The organism is Haemophilus sp. SZY H53, assembly GCF_054332375.1.
Window position 1 is genome coordinate 17,180 of record NZ_JBTGNV010000014.1, and the last position, 18,011, is coordinate 35,190.

Consider the following 18,011-nt stretch of genomic DNA (forward strand, 5'->3'; position numbering starts at 1 on the left):
TAGATTTTTGATCTAAGGCTTTTATTTTAGCGGCTAAAATGAGAAAGAGATAAACTTTGAGTAAGAGATTTTACGGCTTTATTTGATTGTTCTTGTTGTCTTTTTTTTTCTTCCTTTTTATTACTTTCAGCTATTCTCTTTTCATTCTCATTTTGAACTACCCCCCTATACTTTTTAACTAAATGAGGGTCTCGAAAATATAATTTCTTTTTGGCCATATCTTCAATTTTGGAAGAGTGTAGCCCCATATCATCTCTTATTTCATGTACTAACTCTAGCCTTTGTGTTGCAACGGTAACAATATGCTTTTGCTGATTTATCTTATTATCCCATTCTTTTTTCTTTCCAGGTAAAGAGAACATACCTGGTTTAGTAGATTGTAAACGCCCAATTTGACTATTAGTCTCTGTAATTAATTTAGATAATTTTGTTTCCAATCTTTTCACTTGCTCATTTTTTTCATTAATAATTGAGCTTAAAGAATCTGTATATTGATTTTCAATTAGAAAATTTTGTTGTCGTTCAACCTCCTGAGCATCATGGACTGTTTTTTGTGTTTCCTCTAAATTTCTGCTTAATGATGATTTAAGCACAACATCATCTGAAACATCATTATTCATTTTAGCTGCTAAAATTTTAGATTTAGGAGATAAACTATTTTCAATAATAGTATCTAATGACTTTGAATTTTCTTTTAAAAAAGATAAAGAATCATAGGCTTGAAGTTCATTACTACCAGCGTATTTCAGACTATCCTTATTCAAGCTAGGAAATGTTTTCGATATAACTTCCAAATCCCTTGCTTTATATAATTCTTCTCTGGAGTGAATTTCTTTATTTGTTTTGCTCCAATCTAAATTATATCCAACTCTGTCAGCAACTTGTCTTGTAAATTCTCTCAAAGTTCTGCTATTACCATCTTCAAAGGGATGTAAATGGTCAAGAGATGAATAAAGCCAACTTATTTTTTTTCCCATACTCATATCAGAATCATTAAGAATTGTTTTCTTAAATTCATCTAAGACATCTTGAATTTTTTGTTCAGTAACTTCCCCTTTATGATAAAAAACCATATAGCTTTTATTTTCCGATTCAATATGCCTACTTCTGGCATGTTCCTCATTAATCCTAATTTCGCCAGGTTGATAATATCGGCTATCACTGAAAATACTTTTATGTATAGCAACAAGGTTTTTAACATCTAAAGTTTGCTCAATAGAAAGAGAATCCTTATCCGATAAGGTTGATACATTAATCAAATCATAGAGTTGACTATCTACTATACTTCTCATCTAAATCCTCCTTTAGGAGCATTTCTTTTAGCTCCTCCATTGTCTTAATTTCACCATTCCCGAACTTTTTAAGTAAATCAGCAAAATAAGGAGAGGGATGTTCTCCCTCTAGAGCAAAACTAGCTATAGCATTTCTAATATGAAATTTTCGTCTTTCTAAGTCATCCATTTTATGCCTCTATTAATTCTAAAACTGATAAATCAGATAAATTCACATCAACTTCTTCTCCAGTGTCATCTAATTTAATATAAGCTCTATTTGGTGCTGATGGTCGTTTATTCATAATTAACCTTCCAACTTGCCCACTATAACTGACTTTCAAGAACGACTTTTTCAATTTATCTGGATCATCAACTTTTTCTTTCTTTTCTTTCTTACCTTTTTCTGGCTCTTCATCAGAAATTATTTCTCTCTTCCCGAGATTCTCCTTAAATTCATTAAAACCTGTTCTGGAAAATTCATCTTGTTGAGAAATCCATTCTTCAACAGCTTCTGGAGTTTTTTTATACTGAGTATTTAAGTTTGCTAAAAGAGTAACATCTTCACATACGCCTTGATTTAGTAAGGAAGCGACAGGTTCAGCTAAATTATTTAGCCCAGCATACTGTGAAACATATGAATTTGACTTACCTAATTTTTTTGCAATATCTGATTTTGAAAGGCCTTTTTTAATAGCTCTATCAATTACCATAGCAATTTCTCTAGCTGTTAAATTTTCTCTCTGAATATTTTCAGTCGCCTGATCATACAAATCATAGTTAGTATCAATAAAAGCTGGAATTGTAGTCTTACCAGCAATTAAAGATGCTCTATATCTTCTAGCACCATGATTAATGATATATTTTCCTGGTTCGGTTGGATGTGGTCGGACAGAAATAGGAGATTTAACACCTCTTTCTTTGATTGATTCAGCCAATTCATTTAAAGACTCTTCATTAAAAAAGGTTCGTGGTTGTTCAGAATCTTCAATAATTGAAGATAATGAAAGCTCTAATTTACCTGATTCTTGAGATGTTTCATTCAAAGTACTCAAATTACCTAAATTAAAATCATTCATAATTAACTCCTATTTATTAACTTTAGACAAAATGTGTTCAATAACACTTTTAATTTCTTTGCTTGCTGCTCTAGCTGCCGTTTTTTTAATATTCCATACTGGTACACCTATATCAACAGCTTCAGCAATACTATCTCTCAATCCAATAGATTGTGGTAACACTGCATCAGGATAATTCTCTAGCAATTCATTATTATGTTTGATATGTCTAGGTGATCTACGATTGATTTTTGAAATCAAGATGCCTAAAAATTCTAGCTTTGTATTCTGTTTTTTCACATTAGCAATAAGATTAATCATTTTACTGATACCTTGCAAAGCATATTTTTCTGGCTCAATAGGACAAATAACATAATCAGATGCAACTAATGCAGCAACAAGAGATGAATTTAATGATGGAGCTGTATCAATAATACAAAAATCTAAATCTTTATTTTTTAGTAGATTTATTGAATTGTAAAACTTCATAGCAACCTCATTAACAGAGGTATTATTATATATTTCTGCTAATTCATTTGACCCAGCTAATAAAGTCAATCCAGTATCAGATAACTCTATTTCTGGAGTTTCAGAAAAAAGCATATGAGCATGCTGTTTAGTTGGAAATGCTTTTCCTAATGTATAACTTGCATTGATTTGAGTATCTAAATCAATGAATACTCCTTTCATACCTTTTTCAATCATATAAAAGGCAAAATGGGTAGCAAATGAGGTTTTTCCTACCCCACCTTTTTGATTAGCTATTGTAAAAACTTTCATATTAGACTCCATTTTAGCGGCTAAAATAATTTTTTAGCAAAGGGGATACAAACAAGATAAAAATATCTATTAGTACAGTTATGATGAATAAAAATCCTCCTTGCAATACTGCATTCAATCCAGTTCCAGTTAGTAAAGAAGTTAAAAGACCAAATACAATGAATATTGAGCTAGCAATATATAGAACTACTTTTACAATACTCCAGAAGAAGAGAAGTGCTTTTAGGCAAAAAGTAAACAAGTTATTTTTTACCATTAAAAGAGAAAGTTTTTTCATATATAACTCCTACTTGTTATAAATGCTACCATTAAATAGACCTTTTGTCTATATTTTTTATTAAAAAATTTTAGCTGCTAAAATGTTAGCACACCTTCTTTCTGGTGTATAACAGTGCGAAGCACACCTAATATTTTAGGTTCTGATGAATTTAATTAGATGCTCTTTGATTTCGCAAGCTGGTTCTTGATTTTATCAATGAATGTGATTTGCGTGTACTTATCCACAATAAAGCGTTAGCTTTATTTATCCTTTTCTTTATTTATAAAGAAAATCTTTAAGCTCTTAGTTCAGAGATTAAGATCGATTTTAAGTTTATAGAATCAACAAGTTATCCACAAAGGCATAGACTTAACATGCTAAAATGGCCAATACAGCTATTTTTAAGAAAAAATGAAAAAGGGAAGATGAAAAATAGTGTGTATAATTTGTACAAAACAAAAATAAGGGCGAGCAAAATCGATACTTAAACAAGTATTAGAAGAGGAGTAAGGTTTATTTATAATGCTAGAAAAGATTATCCTGGCGACTTAGCTTTGGCTCTATCATTCAAGAAGTCTTTAATGATTTGAATATGTCTGATATTTCTTTCTCTTTGTTCTTCTGACATTGGAGAAATATCATATTCAGATGAAAACTCAAACGACTTCATTTTGCTACTTTCTTTAACTTTCGCTAACGCCTTACTAATATCTTTAGAAAGAAAATTTTTCTTTATATTTAATAACAAGTTTTTTAAAGCAAACTTATCAGAAATGTCAGCAACATTAGAATATTTAAGCTTTAAAACGTGATTTTTATATAGGTTTTTTGCTTTATCCAAAATCCCTTTCTTAACTCTATACTTATGTAAATTCTTAACTAAGAGCCTTAGTTTTTCCTGTGTATATCCCAGAGAATAAAAGAATTCAGGTTTTAGCCAAATTCTCATTGCTTTCCGTTGCTTTGTCTCATGATCCATTTCTCTCAAAATAATAATTAGCCCAGCTTGCTCTAACATAATTAATGCTTTAAGCACTGGATCATAAGTTTTTCTACCACTAGGATAAATGTGTAGCTGCCTAATGTTTTTTGCTAATGTTTCAACATTAGTCATAACTTCAAATAAATAATCACTATCTATGCAATAATCTGTATAATTAATTAATTCATAACATAGTGCATACAATGTTTCTCTTCGCTCAGAACGAATAGATAAACGCTTTTTCTGGCGTATTCTTAGTTCTCTAAGCCATCGGTTACGATTCCAATCATGCTTATCTAGAGTCGCAGACAGTTGCTTTCCTATTGCAAATTTAATTAGCCCAGCTCTTTTTTTAGGGGAATGGTTTCGATGTAATTTAGATAATAGTTCTAATTCAGGAGTAGAACTAACAGGATATGATTGATTGAAATTTGTTCTGTCTGTAGATTGAAGTTTATTAATCATTGTCGTAATCCTTGTTTACGACCTCTTCGAACAAACAGAAATACTATTAATGATTCTTGCAATCCAGCAAGATTTATGGTTAAATTAAATCTGTTTCAAGCAAGACGTTCTGCAAAAACGGTTTGCTTTAATGTTCGGCAGTAGGTAAATATGGTTGCTGAATATGTATGATAGAAAGTACTGGTAATATTTTCTATCAACCCCGTTCTAAGATTGCATTTAGACAATCTCAAAACTAAAAATAGCCGCTCCATTTTGGAGCGGTTTTTTTTTATGCCTAATATCCTACATCAGATGTAAAGATCATTCAAGCTACAAATTAGAAAAGATCGAACAAAGATCTGCTATTTAATTTTGTGTAAAATATCTTGAACCGAGTCCTCAGCATAGTAGTCAATCGCATGACTAACTATTTCAGTCCATTTTATAATTCGATTTGCTTTTGAGCTTGCTCTAACAGCTAAAGCCTCTAGCTTCAGTCTTCTTTTTGGAGTTACATTGTATGTGCTTCGCTTTTCAATTTCTTTTTTCATCATTGCTAATCTAATCTAAACATATTTAGGCGAAAGAATAGCTTTAAAAACACCAGAAAATAGAAAAAACAGCTAGTTAAGAACTTAACTTATTGATATATAAAAAAATAACTCTTGAGCAGTTGAACTAATGAACTCATTAAATTAGCGTTTTTTTCATTTTCCTTTTAAATTTAGCCAGCTCTGGATATTTATCTGAATTTGTTAATTTAAGGAAGTTTTTATATGAAAAAGACAGCTCTCCTCGCTCTTTCAGTTCATTAAATACGTCTAATTTCAGGCGTTTTTTTGACAACTCTTCAAAAATGTAATGTAAGTGTCTCTCAAACTCTTTTCTTCCTGTATATAAAAACACTCTATTATTGCTATAATTACTCATACAAACCTCAAACCTATACACTTGAAATAACATTCAATGATTTTTTAATATATAATCTTGTAGAATTAGTTTACAGAATTAACCATACACATGCCTAAAAGGAAGGTTTCCTAGCTATGTCTTATCAAGAAATTGCGATTCAAAATACAGCAACTCTTATGAGAAAACAGAATCTATCTCAAAATAGCCTTGCTGCGAAAATGGGCGTATCAAAATCAACTCTCAGTCTGTTTATGAACAACAAAACAACTCCTAGACTAGATTTTTTAGAAAAATTAACTATGGCACTAGGAGTTCCATTATCAGACTTATTTGATTCTAAAAACTTTGACAGTTTATCATACCATACATATATCAGCTCTCTCTCAGATGTACCTAAGACATCAAATCTACACACTGTAATTCTGACATTAAATCTAAGCCAAATTAATGCATTACAGGCAGCTCTAAAAAAATAGAACTACTTTTTCGCACATAATGTAAAAAAAGTAAGTCTCTATATTGACCTTAATAGTGTTCGATATATAATAACAACCCTAGCATTTATTTAGGGTTATTATTATGAGCACACCTACACCAGAAGATAGAGAAAAGGAAAGAATCCACGCTAGTTTAGAACGTACCCTACAAGGTACAGATTTCTATGCAGCCTATAAAGATCGTTCTGTAATTGAAATAATGCTTAATCCAGATGGATCATTATGGGTTGATAAACTTGGAGCTGGCATGTCTAAAATAGGCTCTATGACTTCTAGTGTAGCTGAAAATGTGATTCGTTCCGTTGCTGGCTGTTTCAGAAAAGAGGTTCATACTTCATCTCCTATTCTGGAGTGCAAATTTCCATTAGATGGTTCTCGTTTTGCAGCCCAATTACCCCCAATAGTTAAAGCTCCAACTTTTGCTCTAAGAAAAAGAGCAGTTAAGATTTTTACATTAGAACAATATGTAGAAAGTGGAACATTAACCCAACCTCAATACAATACAATTATCAAAGCAATTAAAGAACACCGCAATATACTTATTGCAGGTGGAACAGGTTCTGGAAAAACAACCTTATTAAACGCAGTGATAAATTCAATGGTTGTTTTATCTCCATATGAGCGGATGATCATTATGGAAGATACTCCAGAAATACAATGTGCAGCTGAAAATGCTGTTTTGTATGAAACATCCCCAGAAGTTAATTTATCTGATTTAGTGAAATTAACTCTTCGAATGAGACCAGATCGAATTTTAATTGGTGAAATTCGAGGAGGTGAAGCCCTATCATTACTTGAAAGTTGGAATACAGGTCATCCAGGCGGAGTAGCTACCGTACACTGTAATTCAGCTGAAGATGCTACTAATAGGGTTGTTACATTAGTTTCAAAGAATAAAGAAGCTCCTAGAAATATTGAAGATATGGTAGGACAAATTCTTGATGTTATTCTTTTTATTGAAAAAGATAAAACAACTGGGGAACGCTGCGTAAAAGAGCTTGTGGAAGTAGTAGGCTACGAACACAATAAATTCATTTTTAACTCTATCATATAGGTAAAAGTCATGACTTTATCAAAACAAACACAATTATTTTGGATCTTATTCAGCATTGCTGCAATCGCTTTATTATTTACCCCTGATGCATTGGCATCAGCTGGTTCTGGTGGTGGTTTACCTTACGAAAGCTGGCTTACTAAGGTTAGACAATCTGTAACAGGGCCAGTAGCATTCACATTATCTATTGTTGGTATCGTTGGTGCTGGTGCTTTATTAATCTTCGGTGGTGAAATTAATGGATTCATTAAAACACTAGTATTTATTGTTCTTGTTGCTGCATTATTAGTTGGCGCTCAAAACTTATTAAGTACTATCACAGGTACTGGTGCGATTATCTTAACTGATTTAAGCCCAGCAGAGCTTACATCATTAAAGTAATGTAATTGTTTTTATAAAAGAAGGAGAAAATTAATGCATTCTCAAGAATTACGAAAAATCCTAATACGAAAAGTAGGTAATAGAGTTTCTTTATTTTTGGGGGGAGATCGCGAATTAGTCATGTTTGTTGGCTTGCTAGTCTTTGCATTAATTTTCTCTGCTCAAACATGGTATTCCTTCCTTATTGGCATTTCTATATGGTTTGTATGCTTATTCCTTTTAAGAAAAGCAGCAAAAGCAGATCCTTTGTTAAGGCAAGTTTATTTAAAGAGCTTACGCTATCAAATGTACTACGATGCACAAAGCACACCATTTAGAGTAAACACTAGAGAGAGAAAGTAATGGACTTAACAACAATTACAATTATTACAGGCTTATTAGGGATAGTTATTCTGGGGTTATTATTTTCTGTCTATTGGCAAGAGAATAATGAATTAAAGCTAAAGAAATTTAGAAGAAAAGATGAAGGATTTGCTGACTTACTTAACTATGCCGCTGTTATTGATGATGGGATCATTCTTAATAAGAATGGTTCTATGATGGCTGCATGGGTTTATACCTGTCCTGATTCCGCCTCAGCCACTGTAGCAGAGCGAAATGCAATAAGTGCTAGAGTTAATCAGGCCATTAGCAAACTTGGTGCTGGCTGGATGTTTCATGTTGATGGGTATCGTACAGAATCTGTAAACTATCCTAATAGTGGACTAAGCCATTTTCCTGATCCAATAACAAAAGCAATGGATGAAGAACGAAGAAGAATTTTCGAACATATTGGAACTTTATATGAATCATCTTTTGTTATTACAGCAACTTATTATCCTCCAAAACTAGCAGAACAAAAACTTACCGACCTCATGTTTGATGATGATAAGGAAGAATTATCACAAAAACAAAAAACACTTACTGTTTTAGAAAAATTCAAAAGAGACATCATTAATCTTGAATCTAGTTTATCTTCAGCGTTCCAACTAACCCGATTAAAAGGGAAAAAATCAGTGTCTGAAGATGGAAAATCTATAACATATGATGAGTTTCTAAGCTGGTTACAGTTCTGCATCACAGGCATCCATCAACCAGTCTTACTCCCCAATAACCCAATTTATTTAGATAAACTCATTGGAGGTCAAGAATTTATTGGAGGAATTATTCCTAAAATTGGTAATAAATTTATTCAGGTTATTGCTGTTGATGGATTCCCTCAAGAATCCCTACCAGGCATGCTAAATAAATTAAGTCAATTCCCATCAATTTATAGATGGTCTAGTCGATTCATTTTTATGGATCAGCACGAAGCTGAAGCTATGCTTGAAAAATATCGCAAAAAATGGAAGCAAAAAGTTAGAGGCTTTTTCGATCAGCTATTTAATACTAATAGTGGTCGTATTGATTTAGATGCTCAAGCCATGGTTGATGATGCTGAAGGAGCATTGGCTGATACAAAAAGCGGAATAATTGCTCAAGGTTTCCTCACCACAACTATTATCTTAATGGGGGAAAATCGTCAAGATATTGAGGACGACGCAAGAAATATAGCAAAAGAAATATCTGCGTTAGGTTTTAACACCAGAATAGAAACTATCAATGCTATCGAAGCATACTTAGGTAGTTTACCTGGTCATGGGGTAGAAAATATCAGAAGACCTATAGTTCATACGTTAAATTTTGCTGATCTATTACCTAGTTCTTCTATATGGACTGGTAACGAAAATGCTCCTTGTCCTTTTTATGCCAATAATTCACCAGCTTTGATGCATTGTGTTACGACAGGTTACTCACCATTTAGGCTTAACTTACATGTAGGAGATGTTGGTCATACTCTTGTATTTGGGCCAACTGGTTCAGGTAAATCAACTCTTTTATGCACTATTGCTGCTCAATTTAGACGTTATGAGAACGCTAGTATCTTTGCTTTTGATAAAGGTATGTCAATGTATGCTTTAACTAAAGCAGCAGGTGGAGATCATTATGAGCTTGGTAATGCAGATAATTCTGTTCTGGCGTTCTGCCCTTTGCAATATATAAGCACATCTTCAGATAAGGCTTGGGCGGCTACGTGGATAGAAGAAATTCTTAAATTAAATAGCATTGATGTAACTGTTGAAAGACGAACTCAAATCAGCTCTACACTAAATAACATGGCAGAAAATAATAGCTATACGATGACTGATTTTGTGAATCTAATTCAAGATAACGCAATTAGAGATGCATTGCGTGATTACACTCTTGAAGGGCAGATGGGAAGCATTTTTGATGCTGAACAAGATAATTTATCACTATCTAACTTTATGTGCTTTGAAATTGAAGAACTAATGCAGCTACAACCTAGATTTGCAATCCCAGTTCTACAATATATTTTTAGACGTATCGAGCTATCTTTAAATGGCCAACCTGGAATGATTATTCTTGATGAAGCATGGTTAATGCTTTCACATGAAATGTTTAAAGAAAAAATCAGAGAATGGCTAAAAGTCCTACGTAAGGCAAATTGCTTAGTTATCTTAGCTACCCAATCTTTAGCTGATGCATCTAAATCAACAATTTTCGATGCATTATTAGAAAGTACTCCGACTAAGATTTTCTTACCAAATCCAAATGCACTCGTAGAGGAAACTGCTCTTATTTATAAAAACATGGGGCTCAATTCAAGACAAATTGAAATTTTAGCTAATAGTCGCCCTAAACATGATTATTACTATTCTTCAATTAAAGGACATAGATTATTTAATCTTGCGTTAGGTAAATTACAACTTGCCTTTGTAGCATCATCAGATAAGGACAGTGTTGCTAAAATTAAAAAACTATATGCTAAGTATGGCAATGATTGGGTTGAACAATGGCTGGCTGATAGAGGCCTTGCTTTACATAATTATCAATAAATGAGGAAATCACTATGGCTAAATCAGAAATGACCGAAAATCCATATACGAATGCAAGAATCACATATAAAAGTAATTCAGCCAAAGAAAAGGGAAATACTCGCATGTGGCAAATTACATCTCTTATGGCGTTATTTATGGCATCTGTTGTAATCGGTGGTTACATTTGGGAAAGACAATCAAGTAAATTCGTTCCTTACGTAGTGGAAGTCGGTGAACTTGGACAAAGCGTTACAAGTAAAATTGCCGAAAGATCAGCTCCTGTAGATGCAAGAGTTATAAAAGCAACTCTCGCCCAATTTGTCAAAGATTTAAGAATGGTAACGCCAGATACATCACTGCAAAAAATAGCTATTCAGAATGTATATGCTCATTTAGCAGATAGTAGTCCAGCAATACAGATTACTAACAGATTTTATTCTGATGAAAGTACAAATCCATTCAAAAGAGCTGAAAAAGAGCTAGTTAATGTAAATATATTATCCGTTTTACCTCAAACAGAAAAAAGCTGGCAAGTAACATGGATAGAACAAGTACTTGATCGAAAAGGTTCTGAGTTAAGCAAAATTCGCAGAACGGCCATTTTACAGATCACTATAAATGAACCAACTAATAGTACAACTGAAGAAGAAATTCGTAATAATCCGTTAGGTATATTTATTCCTAATTATGCTTTATCAGAAGAACTACAGTAATTTTATCGAAGGAAAATGAACATGAAACATACAATCACTTTAAGTCTGCTTGCAACGCTTATGCTAACTCCATCTTTAACATCAGCTGAAAGTTTTAGTAAATCCGAAGCTCAAGCCTTAAAACTCTCCCAACAATGGAGAAATGGGTATGCCTCAGCAAAACCTGGTCTAGCTGAAAATGGGTCTATTCAATATGTATTTGGTTCATCGCAGCCATCTATCGTAACGGCAATATATCAAGTAACAGATATAGCATTACAACCTGGAGAGATGTTAAACAATATAAATATAGGTGATAAAGTTCGATGGAGCTTAGAGCCAACAATAAGTGGAAGTGGCTCAGATAAAAGAGTTCATATCGTTGTTAAACCCTTAGACGTTAATTTAGATACAACATTAATCTTATCAACAGATCGCAGGGTCTATCATCTTAGATTAAAGTCCACGCAGAAAAAATTTGTATCTAGCGTGTCTTTTGTCTATCCAGAAGATATTAATAGTCAAATAGCTAAACTTAATGCCGATAGACAGCAATATCTTGATAGAACTGAACTCCCTGATGGCACAGGAAGCATTGATAATTTGAATTTTGAATATGATATTTCTGGAAATACATCATGGCGACCAGTCAGAGTTTATGATAATGGCCAACAAACAACTATTCAAATGCCTAAAAAGATGAAGACAGGGGATGCTCCAGCCTTATTAGTTCTAAAAAAATCAGGTGGCATATTTACTAATGAACAAACAGCCGTAGTCAATTATAGAGTTGTTGATAGCAAATATATTGTAGATGGTATTTTTGACAAGGTGATCCTTGTTTCTGGTGTTGGTAATTCTCAACAAAGAGTAACAATTAGTAAAAAATAGGATTTTATTATGAAAAAATTTTTAATGATTGCATGTTTGGCTTTATTAAGTGCTTGTGCCACACAAACAGGAAATTATTCTAATGCATCTCCAGATGTATCAGAAGCAATGGCATCGGACGTAGCTAATTACATTGATCGCTCATATTCTCCAGCAAAAACCCAATTAAATTTTACTAATGAAATTCCTGTAAATGATTATTTTGGATTATCACTTCAGGATAATTTACGCAAAAAAGGATTTGCTGTTCAGCTTCATGCAAAGAATAAACAATCTCAAAATATGAGTGAACAAGATAAAGCAGTAACAGAACTTGATACAAGACTCTTAAACCTCCCTTTAAGATATATTGTTGATCATTTAGATGCAAATAGTTACAGGGTAACTGTTTATTTACCAGAATCTGTATTTAGTAGAGCTTATTCAATAGAAAATGGGGTGTTCACTCCATTAGGTAATTGGGGAAGAGGTAATTAATTATGGGATTATTTGATAAATTTGGTAGCAAAGCACCTAAACAAAAAGATGATGATATGTCTCCTAATAACTCTCCATCAAGAAATAGTTTGAGAGGAGGAAAAAGGGCTAATAAGATACCTTTATATATTGTTGGGGCTATTGGGGTTGTTTTCCTTGCTGCAATGGCTTTTGTTGCTATGGAAAGAGCGGAACAACAAAATGCACAACCTAAAACAGAGGAACCTGTTCAAAATACTGGCACATCGCAGTATCTAAATGCAATATTAAAAGATGCTCCTTCTGGAGTCGTGTCATCACTGACACCCCCTACACCTATAGAAAATGTCGCAACAGAACCAGCATATATTGAGCCTTTGTCTGGTACTACAACACAAAGCCAAGCATCACCTACACATGTAGAACCTCAAACATATATTCCAGAGGAAAAAGATCCTTACTTGGAAGAATTAGCTAGAATGAAAAGAGAAAGAGAAATGAATGCTCAGTTAGCTACTTCTGGTGTTGAAAAAACAGGTTTAGATGGCTCTTTTGGTATATCAAGCGGTGATCCTACTAGAGATGAAATGTTATCAAGAATGGCTGCAATAAGAAGACAAGCAACTGAAGCTAGTTCTAGTACCGACCCGACAGCTGCATATCATGAACAGCTAAAACTAGTTGAATCTCAAATTGAAGGAGCAACTGGAAGCTCATATGGTGATGATTATGGTTCACTAACATCATCTAAAGTAAATAATGATATACAACAATTTAATGGAAATGGCTCACGCTGGAAAATAGACGCTCCAATGGAACAACCTAAACCATTTGAATTAAGAGCTGGATTCGTTATCCCGGCAGTAATGATTACAGGTATAAATTCTGATTTACCAGGGCAAATATTAGCTCAAGTATCACAAAATGTTTTTGATACCGCAACAGGTAAACATTTATTAGTTCCTCAAGGTGCTAGATTAGTTGGTTCATATACTAGTGATGTTGCATATGGTCAAGAAAGAGTGCTTGTTGCTTGGCAACGTATCATATATCCCGATGGAAGAGCTCAAGATATAGGGAGCATGCCAGGCTCTGATTCTGGAGGCTATGCTGGATTTAATGATAAAGTTAATAACCATTATCTCCGTATTTTTTCATCTGCTTTCTTAATGTCTGGTATTACTGCTGGTGTATCTTATTCTCAAAAAAATGCATCATCAGCTGATCGTACAGAAAATGCTGGAGATATTTTAAGTCAATCATTAGGGCAAAACTTAGGACAAGTAATTGTTCAGATGTTGCAAAAAAATATCAATATAGCACCAACTTTAGAAATTAGACCTGGTTACAATTTTAATGTTGTAGTTGTAAAAGATCTCGTATTTCAATCCCCTTACAGAAACTTAACTTTTTAAAAGAGAGGTAAATTAGTATGAACATCCACAATAAATTATCAGCCACATTTATAGCTATAACTCTTGGTGTATCTAGCTTATCGGTAAATGCTGGAGGGATTCCAACTTTTGATGGTGCGAATATGGCTCAATCAACTATTACAGCCCTTAATACCGTTATGCAATACACAAAACAAATTGAGGAATATAAAACTCAATTATTACAATATGAAAACCAACTGAGAAATAGCTTAGCTCCAGCAGCTTATATTTGGGCTGAAGCACAAAAAACTATGAATGATTTACAACGAACAGTAAACGATCTGAAATCTTTAAAAGATAGAGTAGGAAACATAGATCAGTACTTAGCACAATTTGGTGATGTTCGTTATTACCAAAATGCTGATTGCTACCGATCAAATTTAGGTTGTTATGAAGAATTCAAATCTCAAAGAGAAAAATTCTCAGAACTACAACAAAAAGCAAGTGCAGCTTTGACAAAAGGTATAGCTAGACAATCTGAGAATATATTACATGACTCAGACAAGCTACAGCTATTACAATCTCGAGCACAAACAGCTCAAGGTCAAATGGAAGCTATTCAATATGCTAACCAATTTGCAGCTGCTCAAAATAACCAACTGTTACAGCTAAGACAAATTATGCTCACTCAAATGGATGCGATCAATACAGCTCAACAGGTAGATAATGCCCGAAGAGCACAAATTGATGCTGAAACCAATAAACTACATTCGACAGGAAACACCATGGGATTACGCCCTTAGAGGAATAAATATGATAGTGAACTACAAATATAAGTGGTTATTACTATTTTTAATACTGTCTTTTTTTTGCTGTTATCCAACCTACTCTTTTGCAGCAGATACAAGTATATTAAATAGCGTAGTAGCAGAGTTTAAATCAAAAGCAGACTCTTGGGCTAATATAGTAAAAAGAGCTGCTGATTTCCTATTTTTTTCATTAGGCACTATAAGCCTTGTATGGACTCTTGGTTCATTATTTATAAAAAGAGTAGAAATTGGAGAGCTGTTTGGTGAGTTAGTTAAATTCTCAGTATTCTTTGGCTTTATGTATTACATATTAAATAATGCTCCAGCCATCGGATCATCTATTATTAACTCATTTGAACAACTAGCAAGCCAGGCTGGAGGCTCAAAAGAAACAATGACGGCATCAAAAATTGTTGAAGTAGGATATGACATTATAGCTGGAGCATCTAAAAAATTCTCCATGTGGAATTTAGGGGAAAGTATTGTTCTTGGGATAATGGCAATAATTATTTTGATTAACGTCTGCATAATTGCTGTGAGCTTCGTAACCTTACAAATTACAGCCTATATTGTTTTAAATGGAGGTATTTTTATTCTGGGTTTTGGAGGTGCGAAGTGGACTAGTGAAATAGCTCTCAATTATTATAAGACACTTATAGGAATTGGTTTACAGCTATTTACCATGATATTAATTGTATCTATTGGTAGCAGTATTATGACAGACTACTCAGCCAAAATGAATGGAACTATTTCTTTTGAGAATCTAAGCATTATGTTGCTAACGTCTATCTTCTTACTAATTACATCAAGTAAGATTCCACCTATAATTGGAGGAATGATGACTGGAGCAACAGGTTCTACATCTTTTGGTGGAGCTGCAATGGCTTTAGCTGGAATAGCCGCATCAATGGCAACAGCAGCCGCTGCAATGGGAGCTGCTGCAACATCAATAGCTAAAGTTATTTCAGCTAATGGAGTTGGGGGGCTACAAGCATTAAATGCGGCTATGCAATCTGGTATGGGAAACGATAAATCGCAAGATACAACACCAGACATATCTAATGTAGATACATCTGCAAGTTCAACACCAGAAGGAAATAATTGGTCATCTGACAACCGAACATCTGAATATAATAGTTCTAATGCTACAAATAGTGATTCTGGTCAAGCAGAATCAGGACAAGATGGCATGATGGGAGATAATGGAAGACAAGGAGAGTCAGGACAAGATGGAATCAGCAAAGATGATAACCCAACCAATGAACAATATAAGGATGCTACTCCTGGAGTAAAATCTCAGGAACAATCATCAAATGAGAAATCACCATTAACAGAACAACCTCGTTCTTTTGGTGAAAAGCTAAAAATGGCTACCGCAGCAGTAGGGTCTCAAATTGCCTCAGATATAAAAGCTGCTCCAGGCCATATAAAAGAATCTGTGAAACAATCTATTCATGACTTTGGATCGGATTCTTATATGGGAAAAGTTGCCCAAAAGATACAACACACAGAGGGAATTGGTAGCATATCTGAACCAACAGAAGCTGTCTCAACTAAACAACAAACTAAATCTAATACATCAAAAATTGTTGATGGTCTCAAAAAATCACAGGAATGGTAATATGAAGAAACTAACATTAATTACAACATGTTTATCTGGGGTTCTATTTACTGTCAATGCAAATGCAAATGATATATTAACTGGTGATACTAGATTAGCCTGTGAAGCTCTTCTATGCTTATCATCTCCTCATCGTCCAGGTGAATGTAATTCCGCTATTCGTAAATATTTCAGTATTAAACATAAAAAGTGGCATAAAACAGTTACTGCTCGCAGAAACTTTCTAAAGTTATGCCCTTCATCAAATGAACCAAATATGCCAGCATTAGTAAATGCTATTGCTGAAGGAGCTGGTCGATGTGATCCAGAATACCTTAACAGCAAATTGACAAAAAAAATGGTGAAACGAGTCTGTATTATGAATGAAGAACGAGGAGAATATTCTTGTTCAGATACAGTTATCAATACTATATCCCCAGATAAGCCTCATTATTGCAAGGTGTATGATGAACACGAATACACTGATTTCAATACTCGATATATTGGTAAACCAAATGAAGGAGGATTTTGGGCTAATGGCATAGATTACGATTCAAAACTAGCATCATATAATGCTCTTCAGGCAAAAATTAAAGCTCAAGATGATATGGCTGGTCTAAATTCAATGACTAAATATAAAGTGTATCGAAGTTATATTTCAAGAAATAGCCATGATGATGACACAGAGCATAGATATTGGACTGGGAAATACGCTGAAGCACCAAAAAGAACCATTCAATATTTTGAATACAGAAGAACATTCAATAGATATTCAAGTTCTATTGATAGATAAGGATTAAATTATGGGATTTGACTTACCTCCTGTACTTCCTCCATCTCAACAGGAAGTAGTTATATGTGCAATATCTGCTGCTGATCAATATAAAGTGCCAGTAACCGCATTATTAGCGGTTGCTGATACTGAAGGTGGAAAGCCTGGATTATGGGTCAAGAATACGAATGGCACATATGATGTTGGAACAATGCAATTTAATACAAGTTATTTAAAAGAGCTGGCGAAACATGGTATAACCACAAAAGATGTGGAAAAATCGGGATGTTATCCATACTATCTGGCCGCTTGGCGTATATCTGGTCATTTGAATAATGATAAAGGTGATTTTTGGCGTAAAGTAGCAAATTATCATTCAAAAACGCCAGATAAAAATGCAATCTATCAAGCAAAACTTATTCCAGCGGCTGCAAAATGGGATAAGTGGTTTAAAGCAAATATGGTAATACCTAAACAAGTTTCTGCTTCTAGTAGTACTCCTCCATTACCAGAGCAAATAGTGGATATAAAGTATCCAGAAGTTCTCGATATTAGTTCATTAGCATCTAAAATAGCATTTGCACCTATTCCAGAAGGAACTATTCCAGATAAGTTTAGAGTATCTAAAGTAACTAAACAGGCTAAACCAATACCTGATAATAAGGAGCAACCAATAGCTCAAAATACCCAAAGTACTGAAGCTAATCCTATAAGTGCTATGAAAGCATCTAGTTCAATTCAGCTATCTGATGACTTTATTAAGCTATCTAAAAATTAGATAACTATCTAATTAACTTTGAACTACGTATAACTAAAAACGCTTGCCATATGCAAGCGTTTTTTTTATTCCTCATTATCATTTATATTCAACTGATATTCTTTTTCCTCGATAATGTTTATATCATGCTCATCATCT

At 33.6% G+C, this 18,011-nt stretch carries 21 protein-coding genes; 13 read left to right on the top strand and 8 right to left on the bottom strand.

The genetic code is table 11. The annotated features are described in order from the left end of the window. Positions 1 to 26: 26 nt before the first annotated feature. From ACXVWB_RS10710 to ACXVWB_RS10745, 8 genes are all read right to left on the bottom strand, one after another. Entirely contained in the window at positions 27 to 1,292 is a 1,266-nt protein-coding gene (locus ACXVWB_RS10710) for an IncP plasmid survival protein KfrC family protein (RefSeq protein ID WP_458485381.1), read from the bottom strand. Further along, positions 1,273 to 1,461 (bottom strand): antitoxin VbhA family protein, encoded by a 189-nt coding sequence (locus tag ACXVWB_RS10715; RefSeq protein ID WP_458472917.1) that lies wholly within the window; start codon positions 1,459 to 1,461, stop codon positions 1,273 to 1,275. The genes ACXVWB_RS10710 and ACXVWB_RS10715 overlap by 20 nt, the downstream gene beginning before the upstream one ends. A gap of 1 nt (position 1,462) precedes the next feature. Beyond that, on the bottom strand, positions 1,463 to 2,350 hold the full coding sequence (locus ACXVWB_RS10720; RefSeq protein ID WP_197563617.1) for a ParB/RepB/Spo0J family partition protein: 888 nt from the start codon (positions 2,348 to 2,350) through the stop codon (positions 1,463 to 1,465). 9 nt (positions 2,351 to 2,359) lie between these two features. Further along, on the bottom strand, positions 2,360 to 3,109 hold the full coding sequence (locus ACXVWB_RS10725) for a ParA family protein (protein ID WP_197563619.1): 750 nt from the start codon (positions 3,107 to 3,109) through the stop codon (positions 2,360 to 2,362). 13 nt (positions 3,110 to 3,122) lie between these two features. After that, positions 3,123 to 3,386, bottom strand: coding sequence for a hypothetical protein (locus tag ACXVWB_RS10730; protein ID WP_197563621.1), 264 nt, complete (start codon positions 3,384 to 3,386; stop codon positions 3,123 to 3,125). 517 nt (positions 3,387 to 3,903) lie between these two features. Further along, on the bottom strand, positions 3,904 to 4,815 hold the full coding sequence (locus ACXVWB_RS10735) for a hypothetical protein (RefSeq protein ID WP_458472918.1): 912 nt from the start codon (positions 4,813 to 4,815) through the stop codon (positions 3,904 to 3,906). A gap of 344 nt (positions 4,816 to 5,159) precedes the next feature. Then, entirely contained in the window at positions 5,160 to 5,351 is a 192-nt protein-coding gene (locus tag ACXVWB_RS10740; RefSeq protein ID WP_197563669.1) for a hypothetical protein, read from the bottom strand. 136 nt (positions 5,352 to 5,487) lie between these two features. Next, the gene (locus ACXVWB_RS10745; RefSeq protein ID WP_197563625.1) at positions 5,488 to 5,727 is read right to left on the bottom strand and encodes a hypothetical protein; all 240 of its coding nucleotides are present in this window, start codon (positions 5,725 to 5,727) and stop codon (positions 5,488 to 5,490) included. A 116-nt stretch (positions 5,728 to 5,843) separates the two neighbouring features. Between ACXVWB_RS10745 and ACXVWB_RS10750 the strand changes: the two genes are divergently transcribed. The 13 genes from ACXVWB_RS10750 (at position 5,844) to ACXVWB_RS10810 (ending at position 17,873) form a co-directional block, all read left to right on the top strand. Then, on the top strand, positions 5,844 to 6,185 hold the full coding sequence (locus tag ACXVWB_RS10750; protein ID WP_197563627.1) for a helix-turn-helix domain-containing protein: 342 nt from the start codon (positions 5,844 to 5,846) through the stop codon (positions 6,183 to 6,185). A 103-nt stretch (positions 6,186 to 6,288) separates the two neighbouring features. After that, entirely contained in the window at positions 6,289 to 7,260 is a 972-nt protein-coding gene (trbB, locus tag ACXVWB_RS10755; RefSeq protein WP_197563629.1) for a P-type conjugative transfer ATPase TrbB, read from the top strand. A 9-nt stretch (positions 7,261 to 7,269) separates the two neighbouring features. Beyond that, positions 7,270 to 7,641 carry a TrbC/VirB2 family protein gene (locus ACXVWB_RS10760; RefSeq protein ID WP_197563631.1) on the top strand — a complete coding sequence of 124 codons (372 nt, stop codon included), beginning with the start codon at positions 7,270 to 7,272 and terminating at the stop codon, positions 7,639 to 7,641. Positions 7,642 to 7,674: 33 nt separating this feature from the next. Then, positions 7,675 to 7,983, top strand: a complete 309-nt coding sequence (locus ACXVWB_RS10765; RefSeq protein ID WP_197563633.1) for a conjugal transfer protein TrbD — start codon at positions 7,675 to 7,677, stop codon at positions 7,981 to 7,983. Beyond that, complete coding sequence (locus ACXVWB_RS10770) at positions 7,983 to 10,517, top strand: VirB4 family type IV secretion/conjugal transfer ATPase (RefSeq protein ID WP_197563635.1); 2,535 nt, start codon at positions 7,983 to 7,985, stop codon at positions 10,515 to 10,517. The genes ACXVWB_RS10765 and ACXVWB_RS10770 overlap by 1 nt, the downstream gene beginning before the upstream one ends. A gap of 14 nt (positions 10,518 to 10,531) precedes the next feature. Further along, the gene (locus ACXVWB_RS10775) at positions 10,532 to 11,212 is read left to right on the top strand and encodes a VirB8/TrbF family protein (RefSeq protein ID WP_197563637.1); all 681 of its coding nucleotides are present in this window, start codon (positions 10,532 to 10,534) and stop codon (positions 11,210 to 11,212) included. Positions 11,213 to 11,233: 21 nt separating this feature from the next. Next, entirely contained in the window at positions 11,234 to 12,082 is an 849-nt protein-coding gene (gene trbG, locus ACXVWB_RS10780; RefSeq protein ID WP_197563639.1) for a P-type conjugative transfer protein TrbG, read from the top strand. A gap of 9 nt (positions 12,083 to 12,091) precedes the next feature. Beyond that, complete coding sequence (locus tag ACXVWB_RS10785) at positions 12,092 to 12,559, top strand: hypothetical protein (RefSeq protein ID WP_197563641.1); 468 nt, start codon at positions 12,092 to 12,094, stop codon at positions 12,557 to 12,559. Positions 12,560 to 12,561: 2 nt separating this feature from the next. Beyond that, complete coding sequence (locus ACXVWB_RS10790; protein WP_197563643.1) at positions 12,562 to 13,953, top strand: TrbI/VirB10 family protein; 1,392 nt, start codon at positions 12,562 to 12,564, stop codon at positions 13,951 to 13,953. Positions 13,954 to 13,970: 17 nt separating this feature from the next. Further along, the gene (trbJ, locus tag ACXVWB_RS10795; protein WP_197563645.1) at positions 13,971 to 14,717 is read left to right on the top strand and encodes a P-type conjugative transfer protein TrbJ; all 747 of its coding nucleotides are present in this window, start codon (positions 13,971 to 13,973) and stop codon (positions 14,715 to 14,717) included. Positions 14,718 to 14,727: 10 nt separating this feature from the next. After that, positions 14,728 to 16,344 carry a P-type conjugative transfer protein TrbL gene (trbL, locus tag ACXVWB_RS10800; RefSeq protein ID WP_197563647.1) on the top strand — a complete coding sequence of 539 codons (1,617 nt, stop codon included), beginning with the start codon at positions 14,728 to 14,730 and terminating at the stop codon, positions 16,342 to 16,344. 1 nt (position 16,345) lies between these two features. Continuing rightward, a complete protein-coding gene (locus ACXVWB_RS10805; RefSeq protein ID WP_197563649.1) occupies positions 16,346 to 17,116 on the top strand; it encodes a TrbM/KikA/MpfK family conjugal transfer protein in 771 nt (256 codons plus the stop codon). 10 nt (positions 17,117 to 17,126) lie between these two features. Further along, positions 17,127 to 17,873, top strand: coding sequence for a lysozyme family protein (locus tag ACXVWB_RS10810; protein ID WP_197563651.1), 747 nt, complete (start codon positions 17,127 to 17,129; stop codon positions 17,871 to 17,873). The last annotated feature ends 138 nt before the right edge of the window (positions 17,874 to 18,011 follow it).

What these genes read in the sequence shown, in the direction of transcription:
- ACXVWB_RS10710 (WP_458485381.1), bottom strand. Translation starts at nt 1,292, where the DNA reads ATGAGAAGTATAGTAGATAGTCAACTCTATGATTTGATTAATGTATCA.
- ACXVWB_RS10715 (WP_458472917.1), bottom strand. Translation starts at nt 1,461, where the DNA reads ATGGATGACTTAGAAAGACGAAAATTTCATATTAGAAATGCTATAGCT.
- ACXVWB_RS10720 (WP_197563617.1), bottom strand. Translation starts at nt 2,350, where the DNA reads ATGAATGATTTTAATTTAGGTAATTTGAGTACTTTGAATGAAACATCT.
- ACXVWB_RS10725 (WP_197563619.1), bottom strand. Translation starts at nt 3,109, where the DNA reads ATGAAAGTTTTTACAATAGCTAATCAAAAAGGTGGGGTAGGAAAAACC.
- ACXVWB_RS10730 (WP_197563621.1), bottom strand. Translation starts at nt 3,386, where the DNA reads ATGAAAAAACTTTCTCTTTTAATGGTAAAAAATAACTTGTTTACTTTT.
- ACXVWB_RS10735 (WP_458472918.1), bottom strand. Translation starts at nt 4,815, where the DNA reads ATGATTAATAAACTTCAATCTACAGACAGAACAAATTTCAATCAATCA.
- ACXVWB_RS10740 (WP_197563669.1), bottom strand. Translation starts at nt 5,351, where the DNA reads ATGATGAAAAAAGAAATTGAAAAGCGAAGCACATACAATGTAACTCCA.
- ACXVWB_RS10745 (WP_197563625.1), bottom strand. Translation starts at nt 5,727, where the DNA reads ATGAGTAATTATAGCAATAATAGAGTGTTTTTATATACAGGAAGAAAA.
- ACXVWB_RS10750 (WP_197563627.1), top strand. Translation starts at nt 5,844, where the DNA reads ATGTCTTATCAAGAAATTGCGATTCAAAATACAGCAACTCTTATGAGA.
- trbB (WP_197563629.1), top strand. Translation starts at nt 6,289, where the DNA reads ATGAGCACACCTACACCAGAAGATAGAGAAAAGGAAAGAATCCACGCT.
- ACXVWB_RS10760 (WP_197563631.1), top strand. Translation starts at nt 7,270, where the DNA reads ATGACTTTATCAAAACAAACACAATTATTTTGGATCTTATTCAGCATT.
- ACXVWB_RS10765 (WP_197563633.1), top strand. Translation starts at nt 7,675, where the DNA reads ATGCATTCTCAAGAATTACGAAAAATCCTAATACGAAAAGTAGGTAAT.
- ACXVWB_RS10770 (WP_197563635.1), top strand. Translation starts at nt 7,983, where the DNA reads ATGGACTTAACAACAATTACAATTATTACAGGCTTATTAGGGATAGTT.
- ACXVWB_RS10775 (WP_197563637.1), top strand. Translation starts at nt 10,532, where the DNA reads ATGGCTAAATCAGAAATGACCGAAAATCCATATACGAATGCAAGAATC.
- trbG (WP_197563639.1), top strand. Translation starts at nt 11,234, where the DNA reads ATGAAACATACAATCACTTTAAGTCTGCTTGCAACGCTTATGCTAACT.
- ACXVWB_RS10785 (WP_197563641.1), top strand. Translation starts at nt 12,092, where the DNA reads ATGAAAAAATTTTTAATGATTGCATGTTTGGCTTTATTAAGTGCTTGT.
- ACXVWB_RS10790 (WP_197563643.1), top strand. Translation starts at nt 12,562, where the DNA reads ATGGGATTATTTGATAAATTTGGTAGCAAAGCACCTAAACAAAAAGAT.
- trbJ (WP_197563645.1), top strand. Translation starts at nt 13,971, where the DNA reads ATGAACATCCACAATAAATTATCAGCCACATTTATAGCTATAACTCTT.
- trbL (WP_197563647.1), top strand. Translation starts at nt 14,728, where the DNA reads ATGATAGTGAACTACAAATATAAGTGGTTATTACTATTTTTAATACTG.
- ACXVWB_RS10805 (WP_197563649.1), top strand. Translation starts at nt 16,346, where the DNA reads ATGAAGAAACTAACATTAATTACAACATGTTTATCTGGGGTTCTATTT.
- ACXVWB_RS10810 (WP_197563651.1), top strand. Translation starts at nt 17,127, where the DNA reads ATGGGATTTGACTTACCTCCTGTACTTCCTCCATCTCAACAGGAAGTA.